This is a genomic window from Porphyrobacter sp. YT40 (assembly GCF_006542605.1).
GTDB lineage: Bacteria > Pseudomonadota > Alphaproteobacteria > Sphingomonadales > Sphingomonadaceae > Erythrobacter.
The window spans coordinates 118,215-140,202 of the sequence record NZ_CP041223.1; the positions used below are offsets into that span (position 1 = coordinate 118,215).

General features: G+C 62.7%; 26 protein-coding genes. 10 read left to right on the forward strand and 16 right to left on the reverse strand.

Annotated features, from left to right (window positions below; genetic code table 11):
• Position 1: 1 nt before the first annotated feature.
• The 14 genes from traU to E2E27_RS18340 form a co-directional block, all read right to left on the reverse strand.
• Positions 2-1,027: a conjugal transfer pilus assembly protein TraU gene (gene traU, locus E2E27_RS18280; RefSeq protein ID WP_141462162.1), complete on the reverse strand. Its 1,026-nt coding sequence runs from the start codon at positions 1,025-1,027 to the stop codon at positions 2-4.
• A complete protein-coding gene (locus E2E27_RS18885) occupies positions 1,017-1,289 on the reverse strand; it encodes a hypothetical protein (protein ID WP_181443678.1) in 273 nt (90 codons plus the stop codon). The genes traU and E2E27_RS18885 overlap by 11 nt, the downstream gene beginning before the upstream one ends.
• Positions 1,286-1,942 carry a type-F conjugative transfer system protein TraW gene (gene traW, locus E2E27_RS18285; RefSeq protein WP_199288100.1) on the reverse strand — a complete coding sequence of 219 codons (657 nt, stop codon included), beginning with the start codon at positions 1,940-1,942 and terminating at the stop codon, positions 1,286-1,288. Before traW ends, E2E27_RS18885 begins: the two co-directional genes overlap by 4 nt.
• A complete protein-coding gene (locus E2E27_RS18290) occupies positions 1,939-2,460 on the reverse strand; it encodes a S26 family signal peptidase (protein ID WP_141462166.1) in 522 nt (173 codons plus the stop codon). Before E2E27_RS18290 ends, traW begins: the two co-directional genes overlap by 4 nt.
• A complete protein-coding gene (locus tag E2E27_RS18295) occupies positions 2,447-2,974 on the reverse strand; it encodes a TrbI F-type domain-containing protein (RefSeq protein ID WP_141462168.1) in 528 nt (175 codons plus the stop codon). The genes E2E27_RS18290 and E2E27_RS18295 overlap by 14 nt, the downstream gene beginning before the upstream one ends.
• Positions 2,971-3,312, reverse strand: a complete 342-nt coding sequence (locus tag E2E27_RS18300) for a hypothetical protein (protein ID WP_141462170.1) — start codon at positions 3,310-3,312, stop codon at positions 2,971-2,973. Before E2E27_RS18300 ends, E2E27_RS18295 begins: the two co-directional genes overlap by 4 nt.
• On the reverse strand, positions 3,309-5,864 hold the full coding sequence (gene traC / locus E2E27_RS18305) for a type IV secretion system protein TraC (protein ID WP_141462172.1): 2,556 nt from the start codon (positions 5,862-5,864) through the stop codon (positions 3,309-3,311). The genes E2E27_RS18300 and traC overlap by 4 nt, the downstream gene beginning before the upstream one ends.
• Positions 5,865-5,870: 6 nt before the next feature.
• On the reverse strand, positions 5,871-6,527 hold the full coding sequence (locus tag E2E27_RS18310) for a hypothetical protein (protein WP_141462174.1): 657 nt from the start codon (positions 6,525-6,527) through the stop codon (positions 5,871-5,873).
• A complete protein-coding gene (locus E2E27_RS18315) occupies positions 6,524-7,366 on the reverse strand; it encodes a DsbC family protein (protein WP_141462176.1) in 843 nt (280 codons plus the stop codon). The genes E2E27_RS18310 and E2E27_RS18315 overlap by 4 nt, the downstream gene beginning before the upstream one ends.
• Positions 7,367-7,374: 8 nt before the next feature.
• Entirely contained in the window at positions 7,375-8,676 is a 1,302-nt protein-coding gene (locus E2E27_RS18320) for a TrbI/VirB10 family protein (RefSeq protein ID WP_141462178.1), read from the reverse strand.
• A 5-nt stretch (positions 8,677-8,681) separates the two neighbouring features.
• Positions 8,682-9,479, reverse strand: a complete 798-nt coding sequence (locus E2E27_RS18325) for a type-F conjugative transfer system secretin TraK (RefSeq protein ID WP_141462180.1) — start codon at positions 9,477-9,479, stop codon at positions 8,682-8,684.
• Positions 9,476-10,039, reverse strand: a complete 564-nt coding sequence (locus E2E27_RS18330; protein WP_141462183.1) for a type IV conjugative transfer system protein TraE — start codon at positions 10,037-10,039, stop codon at positions 9,476-9,478. The genes E2E27_RS18325 and E2E27_RS18330 overlap by 4 nt, the downstream gene beginning before the upstream one ends.
• 1 nt (position 10,040) lies before the next feature.
• A complete protein-coding gene (gene traL, locus E2E27_RS18335) occupies positions 10,041-10,325 on the reverse strand; it encodes a type IV conjugative transfer system protein TraL (RefSeq protein ID WP_141462185.1) in 285 nt (94 codons plus the stop codon).
• Positions 10,326-10,411: 86 nt separating this feature from the next.
• Positions 10,412-10,729, reverse strand: coding sequence for a hypothetical protein (locus E2E27_RS18340; RefSeq protein ID WP_141462187.1), 318 nt, complete (start codon positions 10,727-10,729; stop codon positions 10,412-10,414).
• Between the two features lie 348 nt (positions 10,730-11,077).
• On the opposite strand from E2E27_RS18340, the gene E2E27_RS18345 reads away from it, so the two are divergent.
• The 3 genes from E2E27_RS18345 (at position 11,078) to E2E27_RS18355 (ending at position 12,732) form a co-directional block, all read left to right on the forward strand.
• Positions 11,078-11,443, forward strand: a complete 366-nt coding sequence (locus E2E27_RS18345; RefSeq protein ID WP_141462189.1) for a hypothetical protein — start codon at positions 11,078-11,080, stop codon at positions 11,441-11,443.
• A gap of 55 nt (positions 11,444-11,498) precedes the next feature.
• A complete protein-coding gene (locus tag E2E27_RS18350) occupies positions 11,499-11,990 on the forward strand; it encodes a hypothetical protein (RefSeq protein WP_141462190.1) in 492 nt (163 codons plus the stop codon).
• Positions 11,991-12,456: 466 nt separating this feature from the next.
• Positions 12,457-12,732, forward strand: coding sequence for a hypothetical protein (locus E2E27_RS18355; protein ID WP_181443679.1), 276 nt, complete (start codon positions 12,457-12,459; stop codon positions 12,730-12,732).
• Here the strand turns inward: E2E27_RS18355 and E2E27_RS18360 are convergent.
• Positions 12,712-13,560, reverse strand: a complete 849-nt coding sequence (locus E2E27_RS18360; RefSeq protein WP_234036300.1) for a lytic transglycosylase domain-containing protein — start codon at positions 13,558-13,560, stop codon at positions 12,712-12,714. The genes E2E27_RS18355 and E2E27_RS18360 overlap by 21 nt on opposite strands.
• A 478-nt stretch (positions 13,561-14,038) precedes the next feature.
• Between E2E27_RS18360 and E2E27_RS18365 the strand changes: the two genes are divergently transcribed.
• The 3 genes from E2E27_RS18365 (at position 14,039) to E2E27_RS18375 (ending at position 17,212) form a co-directional block, all read left to right on the forward strand.
• Positions 14,039-14,947, forward strand: a complete 909-nt coding sequence (locus tag E2E27_RS18365; protein WP_141462193.1) for a tyrosine-type recombinase/integrase — start codon at positions 14,039-14,041, stop codon at positions 14,945-14,947.
• 6 nt (positions 14,948-14,953) lie between these two features.
• Positions 14,954-16,147 (forward strand): IS91 family transposase, encoded by a 1,194-nt coding sequence (locus E2E27_RS18370; protein ID WP_141462195.1) that lies wholly within the window; start codon positions 14,954-14,956, stop codon positions 16,145-16,147.
• Between the two features lie 507 nt (positions 16,148-16,654).
• Positions 16,655-17,212: a DJ-1/PfpI family protein gene (locus E2E27_RS18375; protein ID WP_141462196.1), complete on the forward strand. Its 558-nt coding sequence runs from the start codon at positions 16,655-16,657 to the stop codon at positions 17,210-17,212.
• 317 nt (positions 17,213-17,529) lie between these two features.
• Here the strand turns inward: E2E27_RS18375 and E2E27_RS18380 are convergent, their stop codons facing one another.
• Positions 17,530-18,063, reverse strand: coding sequence for a hypothetical protein (locus E2E27_RS18380; protein ID WP_181443680.1), 534 nt, complete (start codon positions 18,061-18,063; stop codon positions 17,530-17,532).
• A 374-nt stretch (positions 18,064-18,437) separates the two neighbouring features.
• On the opposite strand from E2E27_RS18380, the gene E2E27_RS18385 reads away from it, so the two are divergent.
• The 4 genes from E2E27_RS18385 (at position 18,438) to E2E27_RS18400 (ending at position 21,974) form a co-directional block, all read left to right on the forward strand.
• Positions 18,438-19,772 carry a hypothetical protein gene (locus E2E27_RS18385; protein WP_141462200.1) on the forward strand — a complete coding sequence of 445 codons (1,335 nt, stop codon included), beginning with the start codon at positions 18,438-18,440 and terminating at the stop codon, positions 19,770-19,772.
• Positions 19,748-20,107 (forward strand): hypothetical protein, encoded by a 360-nt coding sequence (locus E2E27_RS18390; protein ID WP_141462202.1) that lies wholly within the window; start codon positions 19,748-19,750, stop codon positions 20,105-20,107. The genes E2E27_RS18385 and E2E27_RS18390 overlap by 25 nt, the downstream gene beginning before the upstream one ends.
• A 71-nt stretch (positions 20,108-20,178) precedes the next feature.
• Complete coding sequence (locus tag E2E27_RS18395) at positions 20,179-21,546, forward strand: hypothetical protein (RefSeq protein ID WP_141462204.1); 1,368 nt, start codon at positions 20,179-20,181, stop codon at positions 21,544-21,546.
• Positions 21,543-21,974: a hypothetical protein gene (locus E2E27_RS18400; RefSeq protein ID WP_141462206.1), complete on the forward strand. Its 432-nt coding sequence runs from the start codon at positions 21,543-21,545 to the stop codon at positions 21,972-21,974. Before E2E27_RS18395 ends, E2E27_RS18400 begins: the two co-directional genes overlap by 4 nt.
• Positions 21,975-21,988 lie beyond the last annotated feature (14 nt).

Below are 21,988 nucleotides of genomic sequence, written 5' to 3' on the forward strand. Positions count from 1 at the left end.
CTTACAGCACGCAGCAATTGCGCTTGCGCCAAACAAGGAAGCCCACGTCCTCTCCCTTGACCGGATAGACCTGTCCGGATTTCGGCAGGATGGTGGTGGCACCGATCGGCGAGCAGCTCTCGCGCCCGCTCACCATCGGCGTCGGGTTGACCTGCTGCAGCCGGTACTGGCTCTTCTTGAGGACCGGCATGAGGTACTTGGAGCACAGCGCTTTGGAGCCGCTGGTGCCCCAGGCAAGGCCCTGACGGTGCATCTTGTAGATCATCCGCTCGGCCGCGAGCCGCGCCGACTGCTTGATGCCGATATTGGCGCCGATATTGCCGTTCATCGGATACATCGGGCCCTGGCATCCCGAGCACCAGAACAGCTCGTCGATCGGGAGCTTGGCAGTGGCGGCGATGCAGTCGGCCGAGCAGGCGGCCTGCGCGAGCGGCGAGGTGAACAGCGCCGCTTCGGGGTTGAGCAGCGTGGTGAGTTCATCGTCCTGCCACAGCGGGTCGATCTCGCTCATGTAGGCGACGTCGAACGAGCTCGCCTCGAGACACAGGAAATCGGTGACGATCTCGAGCCAGTAGAGCAGCGGATAGATGTAGTAGTGAACGTGGTATTTGGCAGTGTTCTGCGACTTCCCACCGATCTGGGAGGAATCATTCGCATAGCCGTTACCGATGGCAAAGCCGGGATCGAGCTTGATGCCGCCGAGGTTCGGAAAGCACCACGGCTTTGTCGACACATCGATCAGGCGAACCGGCTCCCAAAAGCCCATCGCGAGACCGATACGCGGCACCGGCGTTCCGCAGGCGCAAATCGGAAGATCGGGGTTCTTGGTATCCGCACGCGAGGACGGCCAGATCTTGAGCGAGCCGAGCGAGAGGGGAAACATGCAGCCCCAGCACACATCGGTGACCGGGTTGACGAAACTGCCCGAGCACCGGCCCGGACCCGTGGGGAGCCCTTGCGCGGCGGCGGGAACCGCCAACGCGAAGGCGGCCAGCGCCGCGATCGAGGCGAACAGCCTACGCAACATCGTCGCTGTCCCTGAACAACCAAGCATCGTCGGCTGCGTTCTTCTCCTGGACCCAGAGCCATCCCTGAATGCCGACATAGGTGCCAACCGCCACGAACAGAGCGAGAGCACGAGAGCCCACAAGCGCCCGCAGTGGGCCGAAGAACAGGATCATGATGGCAAGGACCGCGCAGCCGGCGATCACGCGGTACCGCGCGGCACGCCGCCCGCGGGTCTCGGGTGCGGCGAGCGGGGCCGGGACAAGGTCGCGCCACCCGCTCACGAGGCACCGCCGCGGCGAGCGATCGCCTGTTCGGTGACCATCAGGATCTCGCCCCTCTGCTCGACGAGCGCCGGGGTATGGCGGATACCGAAGTGCCCGGTCAGCTTGCCGCCCTGGTCGAAGTAGAAGCGCCGCTGGTGCGTCTTCATCAGCTCGAAGGGCGAACCATCGACAAAGATGATCTTCGCTTTCTGATCGCTGCCGAAGCGCATTGCCCATGCGACTTCCGCGGGATCGTCACCATCGACGAAGACGAGCTTCTTGGAGAGTCCGGAAGCGGCGAGAGGGTTGACCCGCTGTCCTGCCACGGCGATCAGATTGCCCTTGTGATCGCGAATGTCGTTGTCGACGACAATGGCCGGATCGAATTCCCAGCTGCGCGTCTCGAGCGCGGGGCCGATGCCGGCGACAGGAACGGGCCGGTTGACCCGCTGCTTGACCCGGTCGGCGAAACGCTGGTTCAGCTCGTCGAGCTTGCCGGTGGCCTTGGCATCGTCGAGCCGCGCCTTGATGACCGAAAGCAGATCGGGTTCGATGACCGGCCATGTCTGGCCCATCTGTCCATGATCCACCGCGCGGCCAGGATCGACCGCTGGCGCGCTCGAGGCACCGACGAGGACCGGGAGGGCGGCAAGGAGAGCGACGCGCCTCACAGGATCGCCTGCCCGGTGCCGACAAGCCGGTCGCGGCATACGAACCCGATGTGCGCGTAGCGGCTGTCGAAGCCGTCCTTATGGTGGGTGGCAGCGAACACGCAGCCCTCGGGAACGACGCCGAGCGGCCCTTCGGTAAGCGGATCACCCCGCTTTGTGAGCGGCTTGGTCGCGGCGATCCGCGTCCCGTTGACGAAGACGTCGCGACCCTCGCGGGTAACCACATCGCCCGGAAGACCGTAGGCGACCTTGGCGAAAGGCTCAGGCTGGGCGCCGAAGTACTTCTCGGTGACCGCATCATGGCCCGGGTGGAAGATCACATAGTCGCCCCGGGCCGGGAAGCGCCCGGTCTCGACGAGGAACGCCCAGTTGGGAAGCGAATCCGTCGCGTTGACCATGAAGGCGTGGGTCTCGCTCCACTTCTGCAGCGAAGTGACGGCCGTGCCGATCGCGAACATCGCGGCAATGGCAAGCAGCTTGCCCTTCGTGGAGAGCCGCCGGGTCTTAGCGCTGGACATCGCCCTGGCCTCCCCCGTTCGAGGCCATGAAGGCCTGCATCTCGTTCTGGACACGGACGGCCTGCGCCGGCTGCGGCCGGGGAACCTTTGCGTAGACGGCCGCCTTCACACTCTCGGTCACGTCGGGGACATCGCCGCCGATGATCGCCTCGTGAACGACGACGATCTTCCCATCCTTCGACAGCCCCTCGACGGTCTGGTCGAGGGCGGCCATGAACACCGCCGTTTCCTTGGCAGCGGTCTGCTCGTCCGAGGCGGAGCGCGCCTGGGCCTGCAGATAGTCTCCGATGATCCCCTGCAGTTGCAGCTGGACGAGGTCCTGTCGGCCATCGTCCCCCGCGACGAGGTTTTTAGTGACCCACGCCCCCCAGATGAACATCGCGATCGCGGCGACCAGGACGATGAGCTCGCGCGGCGAGAGACCGGCAAAGCCCTTGGCGCGTTGCTGAGGGATAGCGGCCTTGAACGAGCTCCGCTCAGCGACTTGGTCGGCGTTTTCGAACAGATCCGTCATGCGTCATCTCCGGTAAGACGGAAGGCTGCGCGCAGGGACGAGCGGCGGAAGACGCCGATCAGCGCGAAGGCGATCCCGAGGGTCGAAAAGAGGATGGTCTGAAACTGCGCCTGCCGCGCGCCGTCGGCAGCGACGTAGCGGGAGGCAAGATTGTTAAGCTGGAGCATCGTCCCGTCGATCGAGAAGCTGCCCAGCACGAAGAAGAACAGCGTCACGACACCGAGTGTCGCCATCAGCGTGGTCGCGCTCCAGCCTGCAACCCGGAGACCGATCGCGAGCGTGTCCTGTCCGCGCACGATCAGGCGCGCCGCGGAGGGATTTGCAGCCAGCGCGCTCATTCCGCCGCCTCCAGGAGCTCAAACTCCTCGGGGAAGGCAACCGCCTCGATCGCGTCCTGCATCGCGAAGCCACGATGAACGTAGCTCTCGATATCGGCGAAGACGCCGGGGCTCGAAGAATAGAGCGTGGCTGAAAAGCGATCGAGGACAAGGCGGCCGATGCTTTCGGTGTCGGGTCCGCGGATGAAGATGTCCGAGTAATCGACGCCGTTGCGCTTCAGGCTGCGCAGAAGCGCCTCGGTCATGTTGTCCATCTCGAACCGGTCCGAATTGCGGAAGTCCGAGATCGTCTCCCCCTTCTGCTGGAGGATCAGGAACCAGTCCGAGTTTTCGAGCGCGGCGCGCGAACCTTCGGACTTGTAGTAGTCGTGGATGGATTGCGTGGCGGTGATGAGCGAGCCGCCATACTTGCGACAGGTGCGAGAGTAGGTCTCGACGAAGTCGGCCATCGCCCCGCCCTTCAGCATCTGCCAGGCCTCATCGATGATGAGCGGCTTGGGAATCGAGCGGTCCATCCGGCGCATGACCTGCGAGGCGATGAACATGATCGAGGTCAGGACGACGCCGCGCAGTTCCTCGCGGGTGGCGAGGTCGGAAAGCTCGAAAACGGTCAGGTCGGCCGAGAGGTCGAGATTGGCATCGCCGAGGAAGAAACGACCGAAGGTGCCGCGCGCTGCAAACGGCAGCAACGAGGTCGCCAGATCGAAAGCGAACGGATGCTCGGCCTGCTTGAGCGCGTCGATGATGTGGTCGACAGTGCCGTCGCGGCCGTGCTCGTTCCACACCGCGTTCACCGCTTGGTCGATCAGGCCGCGCTCGGTATCGTTCAGGCGAGTCTCGTTGCGCGCCATCTGTGAAATAATCGACTTCAGCATAGCCAGGCAGTCGACCAGATAATCGTCGTCGCCACCGGCGAGGTCCTCGTCGATCATCCGGAACGGGTTGATCGAGATGCCCGAAGAGAGCTTGAACTCGGTGAAGGTGCCGCCGAGCGCCTTCGCCATGTGCTCGAAGCTACGGCCGTCGTCGATGACGATGGTCTTCGCGCCGACGCCGGCAAAGCTCGCGGTCAGGTCCTGCAGAAGCACCGACTTGCCCGAGCCCGACTTGCCGGCGATCGCGACGTTATGGTTGCCCGCGCCGTTCTGGAACGGCGACCAGAACTGTGGCTGACCGCGCCGCCCGATGAACAGCAGGTGCGGGATATTACCGCCGACGAACTCGCCCTGGATGGGCGCGATCGCCGCGACGTTGGCCGAACGCATGGTGCGCAGCCGCTTCATCCGCTTGTAGTCGCCATCGAGGCCGTCGGCGAGCATCAGCGGGAAATGCGCCATGAAAGCGGGAAGCTGGATGTGGGTCTCGTCGATCAGGTCCCACCCGCTCGCCTTGTAGAGCGCCTTCAGCGTCCGTTCGCACGGTTCGCCGCGGCCCTTGGGGGCGATGATCGAGACCGCGTAGTAGCAGGAGACGAGTTTCTCGCCCTGCTTGACCCGGTCCTGCACGAACTGCCATTCGGCAGCCTCGGTGCGAAGCTTGGGGACCAGCTTGACACCCTTGCCTTCGGCCAGCGAGCTGGTGCGCGCGAACTTGTAGCCTGCCTTGCTTTCCGAGGTCTCATGGCCAGGGATGATGCCGCAGACGGTTTGAAGCACAGGGCACGGCAGGTTGAGCTTGGCGTTGAAGATATCGCCGATGATCTTCTGCGTGTCCCACGGGGCCCAGCGATCGGGGAAGTTGCGCACTGCCATCGTGCGGATGTCGAAACGCTCCGGCACGAAATCCTTCATCTCGGGAACGCCTTCGACGCTCGAGCCGGTCGGCCGCAGCGACTGTGCATGAACGATGATCCGGTCCTTCTCGACGTGCGTCACGAGATCGCGCCGGACGCATTGCTCGTTGATCGGATCGAAGCGGTTATAACCCGGGACCTCGTCGCCAGCGCCGGTCGAGGGCGCGAGGAACTCGTCGAACAGGCGGATGAGATCGGTCGGCTCGAAATCGCGCACCGGCACGTCGATCGACTCGAGCGCTGACACGATGCCGTCGCGCATCGTGACGAGATCGTCGGTCGAGAGGCCCGAACCCTGCGAAATCCCCACAGCCATCACGACGCGGAAATTGCGCACGAAGAACGGACCGTCGCTTGCCAGCGTCGACCAGACACCGTTGCGTAGCTTGTCGATGCGGTGGCGCGCAAGCGTCTGGAAGACGCCCGATGCCTTGTAGCGCGGAAGCGCCCAGTCCTGCAGCTTCTCGGCGACGCGCGGGCTCGAGTAGTTCGTCACGCTGAACTTGGTGCCGGGCAGCAGGATATCCGAGAACAGCGACCCGATGACGTCGTTCACGCGGTCGTTGGCGCCGACCAGCGGCGCAAGCTCGAGGATGAAGCCCTTCGAGCGGACCTGGTGGAAGATGCGCTTGTCTTCATCGAAGGAGCGGTAGCCGAGAAAATGCGAGAGCATCGGCACTGCGGGGGGTCGCGAACGCTGCTCGGGCTTGCGACTGTCACCAACGACGAGGTCGACGATATTGCTGAAGGCCTGCCACATTGCGGGTTACTCCTCGACGGTGCCCGGGAAGCTCGCAGCCTGTCGGCGGGCCTTCGGCTGCTGGGCTTCAAGGCGCTCCGACACCTGCGACTGGATCTGCGCGATCGGATTGGGCGTCTGCGCCGAGGCGACCTGCGCCTGCCCCTCGGTGGAGCCGGAAGGAGCGGCATCCATCACGCCCGGCGCGATCGCGAGAAACGGCGGAGCGCTCTCGGCCGCAGCGAGCAAGCCCTGCGAGCGCCCGCGCGAAGGTCCGCGCAGCGCCATCGCTTCCATCGCATCCCCACGACCGGGGAGCAAAGCGGCGGTCCTGACGACGCGTCGTTCAAACGACGCCCCGGTTGCGTCGGTGTAACCAGGAAAAACCACGGCGAGTTCGTAGGTCGGCGCGGAGGTGGCAACCGGCGCAGCGGCGACCTGCAGACCCTGGACCGGTACGCCGATACCGTCGTCCATCCGGTAGGGACCGGCGGGATTGAGGAGATCGGTCGAGCTGGTCTCCTCGATGCGCGCAAGCGCGCTGTCGTCGATCACACTCGAGGGCGCACAGACACCGTCGGGCGCTGAACAGCGGAAGCTTCCGGCAACATTGGTGCCGAGCGTGGTGCAGCCGCCGAGAGCCGTCCCGAGAAGGGCGAGCGAGATAAGGGCCTTCTGGTTCATGATGCGCTCCCTTCGAGCCAGCTTTCGAGGAATTCGCGCGGGCGGTACCCGTGGACCACGGCTCCATCCTCGCGCACGATCACAGGGGTGCCGTTGAAGCCGTGCTTGCGCGCAAACGCCTCGTTGGCATCGAGACCGCTGGTGTCGCACTTTGCGCCGCTCGTTATGGCACCGCCGTCGTAGGCCTGCTCGACCGCGCGGCGCTTGTCGGGCGCGCAGATGACCGCTTCGGAAATCGGCCGGGTGCCAAGGACCGAGATCGGACGCTCGACGACCTTCACATTGAGGGTCGCCAGCGTCTCGTGCAGCCGCTTGCAGTAGCCGCAGCGGAAGTCGCTGAAGACTGTGAGCGTTTTCGCGCCGCGGCCCATGACGACCGCTCCGCTCTTGGGCAACGCGGCCAGCGCGGCGGGATCGATCTGGCCGTCGTTACCGGAAGGGTTGCCCGGCGCCGCGGCACGGGCCTGCTGCGAAGCGTCGTCGCCTTCGCTCTGCGATCCCCCTCCCCCGACCAGCATGTCGGGGTTCATCTCGAGCAGGCGCGCCGCAGTCAGATCCTGCTTGGTCTCCATATCGTAGACGCGGCCGATGATGAGGTAGCGCGCGCCATGATCGATGTAGAACAGGTTCTGCCTCGCCTGGACTTCGCACACGCCTTCGATCTTCTCGCAATCGATCGCGGTGATCTCGGTCTTGGGCAGGCGCTCGCTGAGTGCGGCCTTGACCAGTTCCGGATCGTTCGTGCCGGCGGCTTGTGCGACTGCGGCGATAGCGGCGGCAGAGCTGATGAGGAGGCCCGCAACGAGCGCGACCTGCCAAGCTTTTCCCTTGAGTTCCATGTCGAGCCTCAATTCCTGATGAAGGTGCCGTCGAGGAACACGACCTCGACCTGCGCACCGGTGGGCATCTCGACGACCGGCTGATATTGCTCGGCACGTTCGATGAGATAATCGGACAGAGTGGTTCCAGCGGTAGCGGCGCCACCTCCGATGGCCTGAATTCCAACCTCTTCTGCTGATGGAAGGACCGGATCTTGGGCAATTCGCGGAATCTTCGTCGCGGTCGAAAACGCGTTCCCGACGCCGCTAAACAGGCCGGCGATGAAGGCTTGGGTAGTTAAGCCGCCTTCTCGGCTCACGACCCTTCCACGAATTCCGACCTTGCCGCCAAAAGCGATGAAGCCCTTGACCTCGGAGACCGCGAACCGGCCACCTGGTTGCGGGCAAGTCATGCGCTGCAGCTTGACATAGACCTTCTCGCTCGAGAGATCGCCGTAGGCCGCACCGTTGACCATGCAGCCCTGAACGCGCGTGGCGAGCAGCTTGCCGTCGCCATAGACAGAGCGCGCGGGTCCAGTGACACGTAGCAGAACGGGCAGCGGGTCGCTCTGGCTGCGAGTGTTGGTGGTCGCATCGACACCGACCACCACCGTCGCCTTAGCCATTGAATTCGGCGGCAAATAGTTCGGAGAGTCGGTGTAAATAGCAGGAGCGCTCGATGGGTCGATCCGCGATGCCGTCCCCGACGCTGTGGTGAACGACACCATCTTGACGTCGTTGCTGCGACGCATCGGCTGTGCCGCCGCCGCGCCAGCGCCCTGAGCGGTCCCGGGGGCAGAGGACACGCCCAAAGCCTGCGCGGCGGCGACCGGCCCGGGGGCGGTCGGGCGAGCGTTCCCGCGGCTCGCCTGCTGGCGGAGCTGCTGGTTCTCGCGTTCGAACGCCTCGAGGACACGCTGGCCGTCTCGGGCCATGGCGGCGTTCTCGTTGCGAAGGGTCTCGATTTCGCTCTGGAGCTGCTGGACCTGCCCGCCCTGGGCTTCGAGACCCTTCAGGCGCTGGTCCTGCGTGTTGATCTGGCCCTCGTACATCGCGACCCATTCCTGGTCGACGCGCTGGCGGTTCATGAGGGCATCGGTCGAGACCACGGTCTCGGTCCCACTTCCGGTCGCCTGCTCGATATCCTCCTCGGTGTCGAGGACGTACATTGCACCGCAGATCGCGATCGCGCCGCCGAGCCCGAACATGAGCATCTTCTGGCGCTTCTGGGTCTGGGAGTTCTCGGCGATCGTGCCACTGGCATCGAGCGCGTCGTGCTCGTCCATCTCGGCGGCATCGAGATCCTTGGGTTTGCGCTTGAGGAAATCCATGATGCTTACCTTCCTGCAGGGACGACGACGTAGGCGGCGGTGGCCTGGCCCTTTGCGAGGTCGCGATTGGAGATGCTGACGGCGATTGCGCCGTCACCGGCGATGAGTTCTTCCTGCAGCGAGATCGGCGCATCGCCGGTGTTCTCGATCCGGAGGACCTTTCCGGTCATCGTCGGGCTGCGATATTCGCTGAGCAGCTGGACCTTGATCGCGCCCACATTAACCGGCGCGCGGGCCGCATCGCTGATCTCGAAACCGCTGACGGAACGCTGTTCGAACATCGCCCTGACCAGGCCGACCGCGCGATCGTCGAGCGAGGCGTTAGCCTGCAGCGTCTCGGGGCGGGCCTGCGGCCGCTCGACATCGGCGTTGGCGACGAACACTTGCACCGCCGCCTCGACCGCCACCTGGCAGTCGAACTTGTAGACGAAGCCTTTCTGCGTCGTGCCGAAGAACGAGATGTTCGGCTTCGCGTAGCCTTGCGGGACAGAGATATAGATGTCGCCGCGGGTCGGCTCGTGGACGATCGAGAAGTCCTCGCTCTCGATGCCGCTCTGGACCCGTGAAACCGAAACGAACTGGTCGTCCTTCAGCGAAATGCGGGTCAAGTCAGCCTTCGAGGCCTGGCACCGGACTTCCCCGTTATCCGCGACGAGGATCGTCTCGTCGGCGAGAGCCGGGCTGGCTGTCAGGACAAGCCCGCCGGCGATAAGGGCCGCACCAGTCAGGCGCGAGAGGTGACACAGTCGCGAAGCCAGGACCGACCCCGATGCGAACATGAGCGCGGAAACGAGCGGGTTCATTCGCCGTCCTCCTTCTTGACGACGACGCCGAAGCCCTTGAGGCGGAGCGAAACGCCAGTGTATTTCCAGTTGAACTGGAAGATCTTGTGTTCGCGGCGGACGTCGCGCGAACCGACGATGGTGTGGAGCACCCCGCCGACCTGGCTGGTCAGGGCGTCGGGGTCGGTGCGGATCCAGTCGATCGTGACGAACTGGGTGACCTGCGAACCTTCCTGCTCGTCGACGATCTTCATGAGGTCGGCCTTGAGCGCACCGCGTGCCTCGGGTGCAGCGATCCGCACGATCCCGTCGAGCCAGTATTGCATGGTCTCGGGCGACCGGTTGAGCGCGAGCTGCGCGGTGTCGCGGGTGACGGCCTCGAGATACTCCGGGGTGACCCCGGAAGAGCTAAGTGCCATTTCGCTGGGCAGGATAGGCTGCAGGATGACCTCGCGATCGCGCGTCGAGGCAGCAGTGAACATGACGACCACCAGAATGCCGAGCACAATGCAGATCAGCGCCAGCAGATTGCGTTGTTTGAGGGTCCTCTGCGACGCCTCGTGAGCAAGAGAGATTTCCATGTCAGCCCGCCATCACTCGAAGATGAGACGGCGGAGCGACTTTCAGACCGAAGAATTCACCCGGCAGATGCCAATAGGCAAAATGCAGGATCCAATACATCGAACGCCCGGCCTTCAGTTTGCGATAACCGAACCATGCAGCGATGGCCCCTACGAGGCCGATGACTACGTGCTGCGCGAGAATTCCCCAGGCGAAAGGGATCACCATCACGAGGAATTCATCAAGCGTCCAGAACCCGATCAACTCGGGATCGTCGAGATGCTTTGGGATAGAATACTGGTCCAAAAGTCGCCTCCGCCCAATTGGGTGGCGCCTCGAAGCCGCAACGCGGCCTTGGGGTCGCCACCCTTCGGATCAGTCCGATCTTGCGATCAGATCGTACCGGTGACCGTCGAGGTGACGATCGGCACACCGGTGCCGGCACCGACGCCGACGCCGACCGGGATCGCGACCTGGCCGAGCGAGAAACGACCGGAAGCCAGCGCCACGATGCCGCCGGCGAGCGACAGCACGGTGATGATCTTACCGCCCGAGCCTTCGAGAAAGTCGGTGAATGCGGTGAGCGCGGTGTCGAACGTGGTGTCGGTACCGGCCATGGCGGCGTCGATCCCGAGCACGCTCATTCCGGCCACGGCAGCCACCGCGACGGCGAGGCTGCTGCCTGCCTGCTTCAAATTGAGAACTTTCATGATGTTTCCCTTCTGGTTTCACGAATGACGCTATGCGCCACGACCAAAGGGAACCCTGTGGGAACCTTTTCTCAACCTATGCATTCGATGATGTTGGCAATTCCCGCCCGAATCATGACAAATCACCCCCCTTGTCCCGTTCGCAGGACGAGGTCGCCCGCAAGTGGGACGGCGTGTCCCGTATGTGGGACAAGCTTGCCTGTATGCGGGACAGGACATCCTGCTAACGGGCCACCCCGTCCTGTTTTCAGCACCACGGGCTTGCGCTAATCGGTCTCCGCGAGATTCTCGGGAAATCGAATGGTGACTCGGCGCCCAGGCGACGGAAGCTCATCGGGGAAGAGAGCAATGAGCACCGATCAGACCGTCGTTCACGAACTTCTTGTCAGCGAAGAAGCCTTTGCGATCATCGCCGAGGCGATCCGCGTTTTGTCCATAGAAACACTGAAGTTTCAGAAGCTGCGAGATGTCGTCTCCCATTGCCTCGAACAACTACCGGCATTCACCGACGAGGCGGCCGCTCTCTACGAGGAACACCTCCCCTTCGACGGCCGTGTGCGGATCTATCTCAGACTCGATCAGCCTTCCAACCTGAAATTCGACAGGCTGAGAATCGCTCTTTGCGAGCGGATCGGAGATCATTGCGGCGTCCGGGAGGCCGTAATATTTTGTGCATTTGCGGTCTCACGGCCAAAATTATTCTCTTGCGAATAAGAGGCTCCATGATCCACAGTATGCAAATGCATAGGGCGGGATTGTTGGAGGGAATATGGAGACGGGGTCGCAAGCTGTCGCCAAACTGACGTGCGAGCAGCGACAGCAGGAGTTCGCTATCCTCATCAGGGGCCAAATGAAGCGGCAGGGGGTGAGCATCCGCCAGCTTTACTTGGAAGGCCTGATACGCCCCCACCATCGAAATGATTTTTACCTCCGCATTGCCGACGGGAGGCTCACCCAAGCCGAATTTAATCAGGTGACAGATCGCCTCGGGATCGACCCCGTCCGGGCTGCGCTCACCGTTCACTGTTTCGCTAGCGCCTTGGCGTACGACGACCCGTGCTGTGAAACGTCGGCCGAAGTTGCAAAGGCCATCGCGGTGCAACTCCCCGAAGAAATTGCGGCTTGCGAAGGCGAATTCGAACCGATCCGCGAGGCCCTCTGCCGTGGGATTGGCAAACGGACGTCGAATGCGATAGCCCGCTATCATAAGGCTGTAGCCCAGCGCGACGATGCGGCGTTGCTTGATCGCGCGTTCGGCTAAGGCTCATCCAACGCGGTCCACGAACCCAAAACGTTGGAGCAGGCATCGGCTAGAATAAGGAACTCTCATCGATCCTACGAGAACAGGAGCCAGCGCCAACACCACCACCAAGCAATCCTGATTGACCCCATGCGTCCGTCGAAGCAGGGGCACAGAAGCGGCGCAGACTTGGGCACTCCTGCCGATCGGAGAATTGGCAAAGGCAGACGTCGCAGGAGAAAAACTCAGGCTTCGAAAGTTGCCAGGTCGAGAACGGGGAGGGCCTTTCCGGACGGAGCCATCAGGGTTTGCCTCATCGGCTTCCTCTAGCCTCATGCCATTTCTCCCGGGATCGATTGATCTCCCCAAGCGGGCAGGGGCTCGACGACCTTGTCCGATCGCTCCGAAGCGATCACTGGACACATGGAAACGAATGCAATTGCCGGGGTTGCTGCTATGGCAAGAGCGAACCATCAGGCAGGTAACTATGAAGCGTGAAGCCCTCATCGCCTGGACATCGCTCTACATTGCCGTAGGCATTATGGCCTTCATCTGCGCGGTGCTGGCAGTCGCAGTGACCGCTGAAGACTGGCGCACCAAGCGCTGGCGACCAGCGGTTGCGAGCAGGCTCGACAAGGCGCTTTTCGTGCCCAGGATCTGGCTGCGCTGGCAAATCAATTATCTGAAAGGCGCTCCGGTCATATTGGCCATCGCGCTCTACTACGCCTGGAGCGTAGGATTCTCAGTATTCTGGGATTTGTGACGCTGTCGAGAACGAGGCGAGCTGGACGCGCCGGAACGGGTTGGCAGCGAGGCGGACCGTCTGCGCAGGACGCGTACCTGAACCATCGAGCGTCGCCATGATGGTCCGCACGTAGGCCCGGGTTTCGCTGAATGGCGGTATTCCGCCGTGTTTCTGGACGTTGCCCGGACCGGCGTTATAAGCGGCGAGCGCAAGTTCCCAAGATCCGAAGCGGTCAAGCTGCTCCTTTAGATAGCGCGCGCCGCCCCGTAGATTCTCTCGCAGATCCCAGGGATTGCCGACCGCAAGATACCGCGCCGTGCCCGGCATGAGCTGGGCCATGCCCATAGCCCCGGCGCTGCTGCGTGCATATGGTTGGTATCGGCTTTCCTGCGATACGAGAGCGTCGAAAAGGGCGACCGGAACGCCCGCCTCGCAGGCGGCTATCAGGATATCGCTGAAGTACAACCGCCGCCGCGCCTGTGCCTGCTCGCTGATCCCGAAACGGGGAAAGTACCACCTTGTGAGACAGTCCGGGTCGGCAAAGGTGGGAGCGCCGTAACCCGCCTGGGCCACTAACTGAGATCGTCCTCCCCTCATCCAGGCCGGTATACTCGGCAAATCGGAAAACTGGTCGACCACATCCGGCTCGTTTCCTATTGCTTCGAACTCCGCAAGCAGGTCCGTCCGATACTCCACTAGCGGGACTGTTGGCGCACTTACCGCAGTTCCCGGTACTAGAACCGAAAACTTCTCTTCGCGATCGAGGGAAAACTTATCGAGCTTGGCTTGCTGTGCGCTCGCCTGCGAGGCGATTAATGCCAGAACGGCAATGGCAATCTTCTTCATAACCACACCTCATGGCGTGGTTCGGTTATCGCGCGATCAGCATATGCCGATCAAGAAACGAGGGCAAGAGTTTTAGGTCAGTTGCTCGTCGACACTCATATGAGGCAGCCCTATGGTCAAGCAGCAGCTCAAATACTTCGACGTTAGCCCTGCCGCCCATTGCATGCCGAAACGCGCAATTGGGTTCGCAGACCTGCAGACGCCAGCATGACGACTAAGCCAAATCCTGACACGCCATTCCGGCTAGATTGCTGGCCCTTTGCATGTTGAGTTCATGGGAGTTAGGCTATGTTCCTTTTTCCGTCGGGTGTTTTCTCGTCCCAATAGGAAGATGGCATCTAACGGCGAATTCTGGGCCGGTGCACGAACCCGCTTCGCGGGAGGGGTGCTGGCGGCGCGGGTGACGCCAGAGCAAGAACGTAGCGAGTAGATCGAACAAGGCCGACCATTCCGGCTCCTTCAACCGAGGAGTCGAGAGATGAACGATCTTGTACCTGTTTCGCCCATCAGCCCGCTGCGCCAGCGGCTGATCGAGGATATGACCATGCGCCGGTTCAGCCCGGAGACGCAGCGCAACTATCTGCGCGATGTCGGGCGGTTCGCGACCTGGCTGGGGCGCTCGCCCCACACCGCGACCGCCGAGGATATCCGCCGCTTCCAGATCGAACAGCAGGAAGCCGGCGTTCCGGCGCCGACCATGAACAGCATTGTCGCGGCGCTGCGGTTCTTATTCACCCACACCCTCGACCGGCCCGGGCTTGCCCGCAAGCTGATCCGCACCGCTCATGCTCGCAAGATCCCGGTTGTGCTGACCCAGCCCGAGGTGAAGCGGCTCCTCGACGCCACGACCTGCCTCAAGCACCAGGCCGCGCTGTCGGTGGCCTACGGTGCGGGGCTGCGGGTCGGCGAGGTCTCGGCGCTCAAGGTGTGCGATATCGACAGCAAGCGCATGCTGCTCAGGATCGAACGCGGCAAGGGTGGACGCTATCGCAACGCCATGCTGCCCGAAGGTCTGCTTGTGCTGCTGCGGGAGTGGTGGCGCGCGGGGCGGCAACAGGGTGTGCTTCATGCCGATGGCTGGCTCTTCCCAGGTCAGAACGCGACGGTGCCGATCAGCACCCGCCAGCTCTACCGGGTCGTCGTTCAAGCGGCAGAGGCAGCCGATATCGCCAAGCGGGTCGGACCGCACACCCTACGGCACAGTTTTGCGACGCATCTGCTCGAGGACGGCGTCGATATCCGCGTTATCCAGGCACTGCTCGGCCATGCCAAGCTCAACACCACGGCCTTCTACACCAAGGTGGCAACGAAGACGATGCGGGCAGTTGTCAGCCCGCTCGACCGACTGGCCTTGGCGGCACCGGATAACGAGGTGCCGAGCGGCTGAGAGCCGGTGCGCACCTCGCTCGAGGTTGCCGACGTCTTCCGTGCTGCCGGGCCTGCTTATCGGGCCGCCCATGCCGGGCACCTGAGCCTGCATCAGCTCAAGGTCATGTCGGCGATCGAGCACTGTCGCACCGCCGCGCTGGGCGGGCACGTCGAGGCCTGCACCGACTGCGGCCATTGGCGGATCGCCTACAACTCCTGCCGCAACCGCCACTGCCCCAAGTGCCAGGGCGCCGCCGCGCGGACCTGGCTTGCCGCGCGCGAGGCCGACCTGCTGCCGGTCGGCTATTTCCACCTCGTGTTCACGCTGCCCGCCGAGATCGCCGCCATCGCGTTCCACAACAAGGCTCTGCTCTACGACCTGCTGTTCAAGACCGCCTCGCAGACCATGCTGACCATCGCTGCCGATCCCAAGCATCTGGCTGCGCGCATCGGCATCACCGCCGTGCTCCACACCTGGGGCTCGGCCATGACCCATCATCCGCACATCCACATGATCGTGCCGGGCGGCGGTATCGCGCTGGACGGGGACCGATGGATATCGTCCCGCCCGGCCTTCCTCCTGCCGGTGCGCGTGCTGGGCGCTTTGTTCCGCCGTCTGTTCCTGACCCGGCTGCTGGCGCTTCACGATGCCGGCAAGCTCGCCTTCTTCGGCAAGCTGGCGGAGTTGGCCGACCGCCGTGCGCTGCTGCGCCATCTGTCACCGGTGAGGAAGAAGCGCTGGGTGGTATATGCCAAGCCGCCGCTCGCCGGGCCCGAGGCCGTGCTCGCCTATCTCTCGCGCTACACCCACCGGGTCGCGATCTCGAACAGTCGGCTCATCTCCTTCGACGAGGATGGCGTAACGTTCCGCTACAAGGATTATCGTCGCTCTGCCCCAGACCGGCAGCAGATCATGACGCTCGGCGCCGACGAGTTCATCCGCCGCTTCCTGCTGCACTGCCTGCCTCGTGGCTTCCACCGCATCCGCCACTACGGCCTGCTCGCCGCCAGCACCCGCAAAGCCCATCTCGAACGCGCCCGTCAGCTGCTAGCGATCGCACCGCCGGCGACGGACGAGCCCTCCATCGAACCGCCCGATCCGCGTCCGGCATGCCCTTGCTGCGGCGGGCACATGGTCATCATCGAGACCTTCCAGCGCTGCCATCCGCCACGCGGTCCGCCGAGCGCAGCCGCTCCATCCGGGCAACCTGCGCCGTGACCCGGCTCGGCATGACACTGTTCCACCCCGCCGCAGCCACGCTTCCGGCGGCGATGACGTCCGCATATTACCCGCCCAAAAGCAGTAGTCGCATCACCAAAATCGGACGAACCGGCATCCTGCGGCTGCTTTGTCATCGCAAAATCGGACCGGCTGCTATCGGACCCTTCCGCTTATCGGCACCGTCAGCAGCCGTCGGGATCAGCGCAAAGTCGAAATCCCCATAGCGCACCGCGTGCGGCCCGCGGGTTCGGGCACCGTCGACTTTCCGACGCCTCGCGGCGTCCGAAACTCTAAACGGTTGCGGTCAGTCTGCTTTGGGTCTGAAAATGCGGAAAGCCGCCCGTTCGGCTCACGACCTCACCGCAATCTTTCATCTTCGGACGCAGTAGCCTTCAAAGTCACAAGACAAACTCTGCGCTAGGTCGAAGGCATGGAAACGGGCCGACCCTCACGGCTTGATATCAGTTATTGTCGTTGAACGCCTGGGAAGCGAAGGGATCATAAATGCACCCCATTACAGTTGTCCTCACAGAAGTTTATTCTGATTGGGAAATTGCACCGCTGTGCGGTGCTGGCCGCGCCTTCTACGGAGCGGAGTTCCGGTTCGTATCTCCCAAGGGGGGCGCACTTAAGTCCGCCGCAGGTTTGCCTATAGCCGAGACTGGGAGGTTCGAAGCACCAGACGAGGGCGTCGTCGTTATCTGCGGGGGGCCCGCTTTCGAGGCGGACGATGGCTTGGATATTGGCCAAAAGTTGAGACAATCTCGTGAGTCAGGTTGCGTCATCGCTGGCATTTGCGGTGGAACGATCGCCCTGGCCCGTGCCGGTATGCTCGATAATGTCAGCCGCACATCTAACGGGCCTGATTATCTCGGCAATTACGTAAAAGCGTATTCGGGCACAGGTAGGTGCGTCGATGAGCCGAGGGCCGTTCGCGACAAGGACATTATCACTGCTCCTGCCCCTGCGAGCTTCGCACGCGAAGTCCTCGTGGCAGCGGGACTCGATCCTCAGAAGGCAGAAGAGTTGGAAAACATGCTCGGCGCCGAGCATTCGAAGTAAGAGAATGGCCAAGCGCGAAAAGGGCAATGCGCGACAGGAAGCCAACAACGGTTGGAAGACAGGCAGTCGCGGCCACAAATATCGTGGTCCTAGCCCCTGCCCGAAGTGCTGGCCGGCTGGCGCGGCCCGGGTGCGATCGAAAGCTGATCGGCCCTGAGACTTTAATTCGCCCGGTGGCTAACCTGGATCGTCCCAAGTTGGGCCGGGAGGAGACAGTCCGTTTCCGGTGTTCAAGCGGCAGCAAGCAGACATTCGGCATCCACATCTATTCTAAGCTCGGAGCCCTCGGGCAGCATGGGCTCCCCCTTCATGGCCTTTCATCCGATTGGCACGGTAAGATCGATGGCTACCAGACGCCAGCTGAGGCCATCCCGCTCGAAGTGATAGCTATTGCCTGAAACGCCATCGCGATCTGACGGCGTCGCCACGATGTTATCCAGTCCAGACCAGTCGAACGACCAGCTATCGGTAGTTTCCATTATTCGGGGCATGTGGCCCGCGGGTTCTTCCTCGGGAAAATCTGCGGGCAGTCCGGCGGCGGCGGCGAATTGCCATTCGCCGTAAGGTTCGTTGACGAACATCCTAACCGCTCGCGGGTCCGACATCGCATCCAGTACGGCGTCCTTCGTGTAGGGCGGCTTATAGGTATCCACCTGAGGCAACATCTGCTTCTCGAAGGCTGCTCGCACGCGCGCCCGGTCGTATAAAGCTAGCAACTCTTCGGGAGCAGCTTCCCAGTCGCTGAGGGACGCAACCGCTCGCCTCGGCGAAAGAGCATACCAGCTTCCCCCGGCCACAATCACGACTGCGGCAATAGCTGTAACCAGCCAGATGAAGCGAGAGATATTCATACGCGAAAGCATAGCATTCCAATGGAGCTCAACAGGCTATCCCGAATCCTGAAATGCAACCTACCCGAAAGCTTTTGGTTTCAAGAAATCGTTTCGTTTCAGTGCCGTTCAGCGAGAACGCTCCATGATACATCGTCACATTGGGAGATGGTGTATTGATTCGGCTTGCTGTTGTCCTGTGCGCCAGTCTGGCGGCTTGCTCTGCTCAAGGCTCGAGCGAGGAACGTGGGTCCGCGTCTTCAGGCGACTATGCCACCATTCTGGAGGCTCCGCCCTATACACCGATAGAACGGTTTGGCCCCGAACTCTATACGCCGACGCTGCAGGACCGGCGCTCCATCTTCGCCGATCGGATCGAACAACAAAACCTGCCCATGCTCCGCCGTCTCAAGAAAGACGAAATGGGCAATTTCGGCGGGATCGAATGGCGCTGGAGCGATGGACCGGGCAACGATGGCCTCGGCTCCCTGGTCGGAGTTGCCTACTTCCTGCGCGCGCCCGAACAGAGCCTCGGTCGGTACACATCCGACCCTTTGTTCTCTGCAGCGCAAGGCGATTTCTCACGTGTCGAGCAAGACGCGGTTGCACGTGGATGGGCAGACAAGATCGGTCGGGATATCGCCTCGGAAGGCTTTGGCAATATGAGTACGCCCTGGCTCACCATCGCAGTTCCGCGCGACCGGTTCGAGACGCTGAGCGAGGAGGAGGATTGGGACATTCCGGTCAACCTCACCTTGCGTTTCAGCACCTATCTCGAGACCGACCTGCCCCCAATCGCGGATGATGTGAAAGCGGGCATCCGCCACTTTCCCGCAGCTGACCGGATGGCCAGGCCGACACCTGACTTTGCTACCTATGACACTATCGTACTTCGCGACGGCTGCTTCTTCATCGATGAGGACGGTGACGCCGATCCGCTTGTGATGTTCCCTTTCGGCACCGGGGTCTATCGCGATGCCGAAGGCCGCATAGCATTCCGCTCACGCAATTCCCATTATCAGCCCCGCCTCGCGCGGGTCGGCACCCGGATGCAACTGGGTTACCGCGAAGAGGTAAGCGACCCGCCTGCTGAACTCATCGAGACCTGCGGCAAGCACCGCGTCGTGTTGGTCAAATCGCTCAATCAGGCGGCGGGTTATGGCAATGACTGGTTCGCCGTGCGCGAATATCGGGACCGCGAGGGGATCACTAGCGCCGAGGCGATGCGCCGCGCGAATGAATGCCTGCTGGCGCAGGAACGGACCATGGCCGATAACCGCCTTCGCGGCGGGCGCGAACATCCCACGCAATGCGCCCGAGTGTTTGGCATCGGTGGCAATCCGGTCGTCCCGCCTCCTCCGCCGCCCCTGCTGCCCGGAATGCAGACGCATTCCGCCACCGAACCGCTATTCCCTCCATCGCCGCCCAAAAAGCTGGTGCCTGCGCGCAATGGCGTGTGCCGGTTCGAGGAGCGTAATCCTGCCGAACGGCCCAGCGAGCTCATCGCGACCAATCACAATTCCAACATGATCTTCTGGGCCGATGAAGGCGCGGCGCTGTGGGATCATCCCAACGGCTTCATCGACGAAGGCATGGTCATTCCCGGCAAGCGCATCGTCGCAGCGCGCGAAGGGATGAAGGATCTGTGGATTTTCCCCAATCGCGATGGCCCGATCTACCTCCATTCGGGCCCGGAGATATTCGCATGCAGCCAGCCCGAAGATTGGTGAGGATTGCGGCGCTCGCCCTGGTCATACCGCTGACCGCTTGCCAAAGCGCACAATCATCGCCGCACCTGATCACCATCGCGAAGCCTGCACGTGCCGGGGAGGCCCTGTCGCGCGGTGAACTGGGGGTGGTGCGCGGCTGTGTAGTCGCAATGGACTATTTCGGCAATGAAACGGTCCTGTTCGATCCGGGCGTCACCCTGTTGCCGACGGGCGATGGCGTGTTCGATCCGGCGACCGGCAACAGCATTCGCTTTGGTGAGCGCATTAGCGGAGGCGCGGCAACCCTGCGTGACGCCGGGCGAGGATGGCCGAGTCGCGATATCGAGCGTTTCTAAGGAGTTACGATCCCCGCAGCCTGCCCAAAACGCGATGTGATGCGGCTGCACCATATGGAGCCGATACCGGAATGAAACACCTAGTTTTACCGCTGGCGGCAATCGCTTTGGCCGGACCCGCCGCGTGTGCATCGCCAGAGAAGGAAGCGCCGCAATCATCCAACGGGTTGCCGTTTCGCGCTGAAGTCAGCGAAAGCGGCTTTGCGACAATCCTGTCCGCGCCGCCTGCCTCTTTCGATCCCGTAGAGCCGCCTCCGCCCGCGCCGCGCACGGCGGAGCAAGATGCTGCCGATGCGGAATTCATGCGGGTCGCCGATTACCAGAACAGCGTGAGCGACGAAGTGCAGGCGCTGGCCGAGAGGCTGCGCCGGGAAGAACGCGGAAATTTCCAGACCCTTCATTATGACAATGAGGGTGAACTAGGCGTCGTTTTCGAATTTCTGCGCGATGGCCCGGCCACGCTGCGCAACTATAGCACAAACCCCACATTTCGCGGCCAAACAGTGCGCTGGTCGCAGGAAGAACTGAGGGCCGCCGCCGAATTCATGTGGGATACGTTCCGTGAAGATCGAGTGCTGCAATCGACGGGCATTGCTACGCAGGTCGTCACCGCCCAGATCAGCGTCTCGGAAGCGGAATTCCGGGCGCTGGTCAGGCGCAAAGGCGTGACCATTCCCGAACCGGTTGAACTGGTCTTTCACGCGACGCCGATGGTGCCTCTGGTCAATCCGCCACGTCCGGCTGCGCAGGATCAGGCAGTTCCGGACGAAGTCGCGCCCTTTCTGCGTATCTTTCCCCGACACGATCGCCCTGCAGGCGCGCTCAATGCCATCAATAGCCGGGTAACAATCGTTCTGAAGGACGGCTGCTTCCGCGCCGCCGACTGGGAGGGTGCGCTGGTATTGTTTCCATTCGGGGCAAAACTCTTCGTCGATAGCAACAATTACCTCGCTTTCGGCAGTGGCGAGCGTCCCGGCTACGCGCGCGTAGGCGAGACTGTCGAGTTCATGGGGTCTGTCAATGAGGTCACGACGCCAGAGCTGGTCGATCCGATCCACGAAGCCTGCGGGCCGGGCAAGGTCATTCAGGTGGAAGGCATGGAAAGTGCCGCCGCGGGCGATACGCAGAGGAGAGTTACCGACCGTGCCAATGCGATGCGCGCGTTGCAGGACCGATATGGCCTCGATGCACGGCAGGCGGAGCGTGCGCTCGACTGGCTCGATGCGCGGGGTGAGGCCAATCGAAAGACCACACCGGACGGTATCTTGGAGCCGCCGATAACAGGCGCAATGGTGGCGGATTCTCCGCCTCCTCCGGTGATGGATCCGTCTGAATGCCCGCCCGGCAGCAGTCTCAGTTCTGGCCTGTGCCGCACGCCCGATGGCCATTTGCGACCCTTGCCCGAATGGCTGGTCGAATTTCTGGAGCAGGATCGATGACCTGCAAGGGCTGCAATATGCGGGCACCCTTGCTGCTGTTGACGATGGCAGCTGCTTTGCTCGCCGGCTGCGGCGAGCAACCGCAAGACACCGATATCCGATCGCTGCCCTTCGACACAAGGCCTGCCTCACCGAACGAGGTGCCCTATGCGGAAGGCGTCGGCGGCACACTCGGTTACAGGGATGGCTGCTTGTTCGTCACGTCGCCGGGGGGTGGAGAAACCGGTCTGGTGATGCCCGACAGTTTCGAACTGAACGGAGATACCCTGTCGAACGGGCATGTTTCCTACAAGCTCGGCGAGCACGTGAGCTTCAGCGCTGGGTTCCTTTCGCGCGAGCAGGCTACCGCTGTGAACTGCAAGACACCTGGCGTGGCCTTGGTGGTCAACAGTTTCCCGACCGAACCGCCTCCCGAACCCAATTCATAAGAGGAGCAGGATCG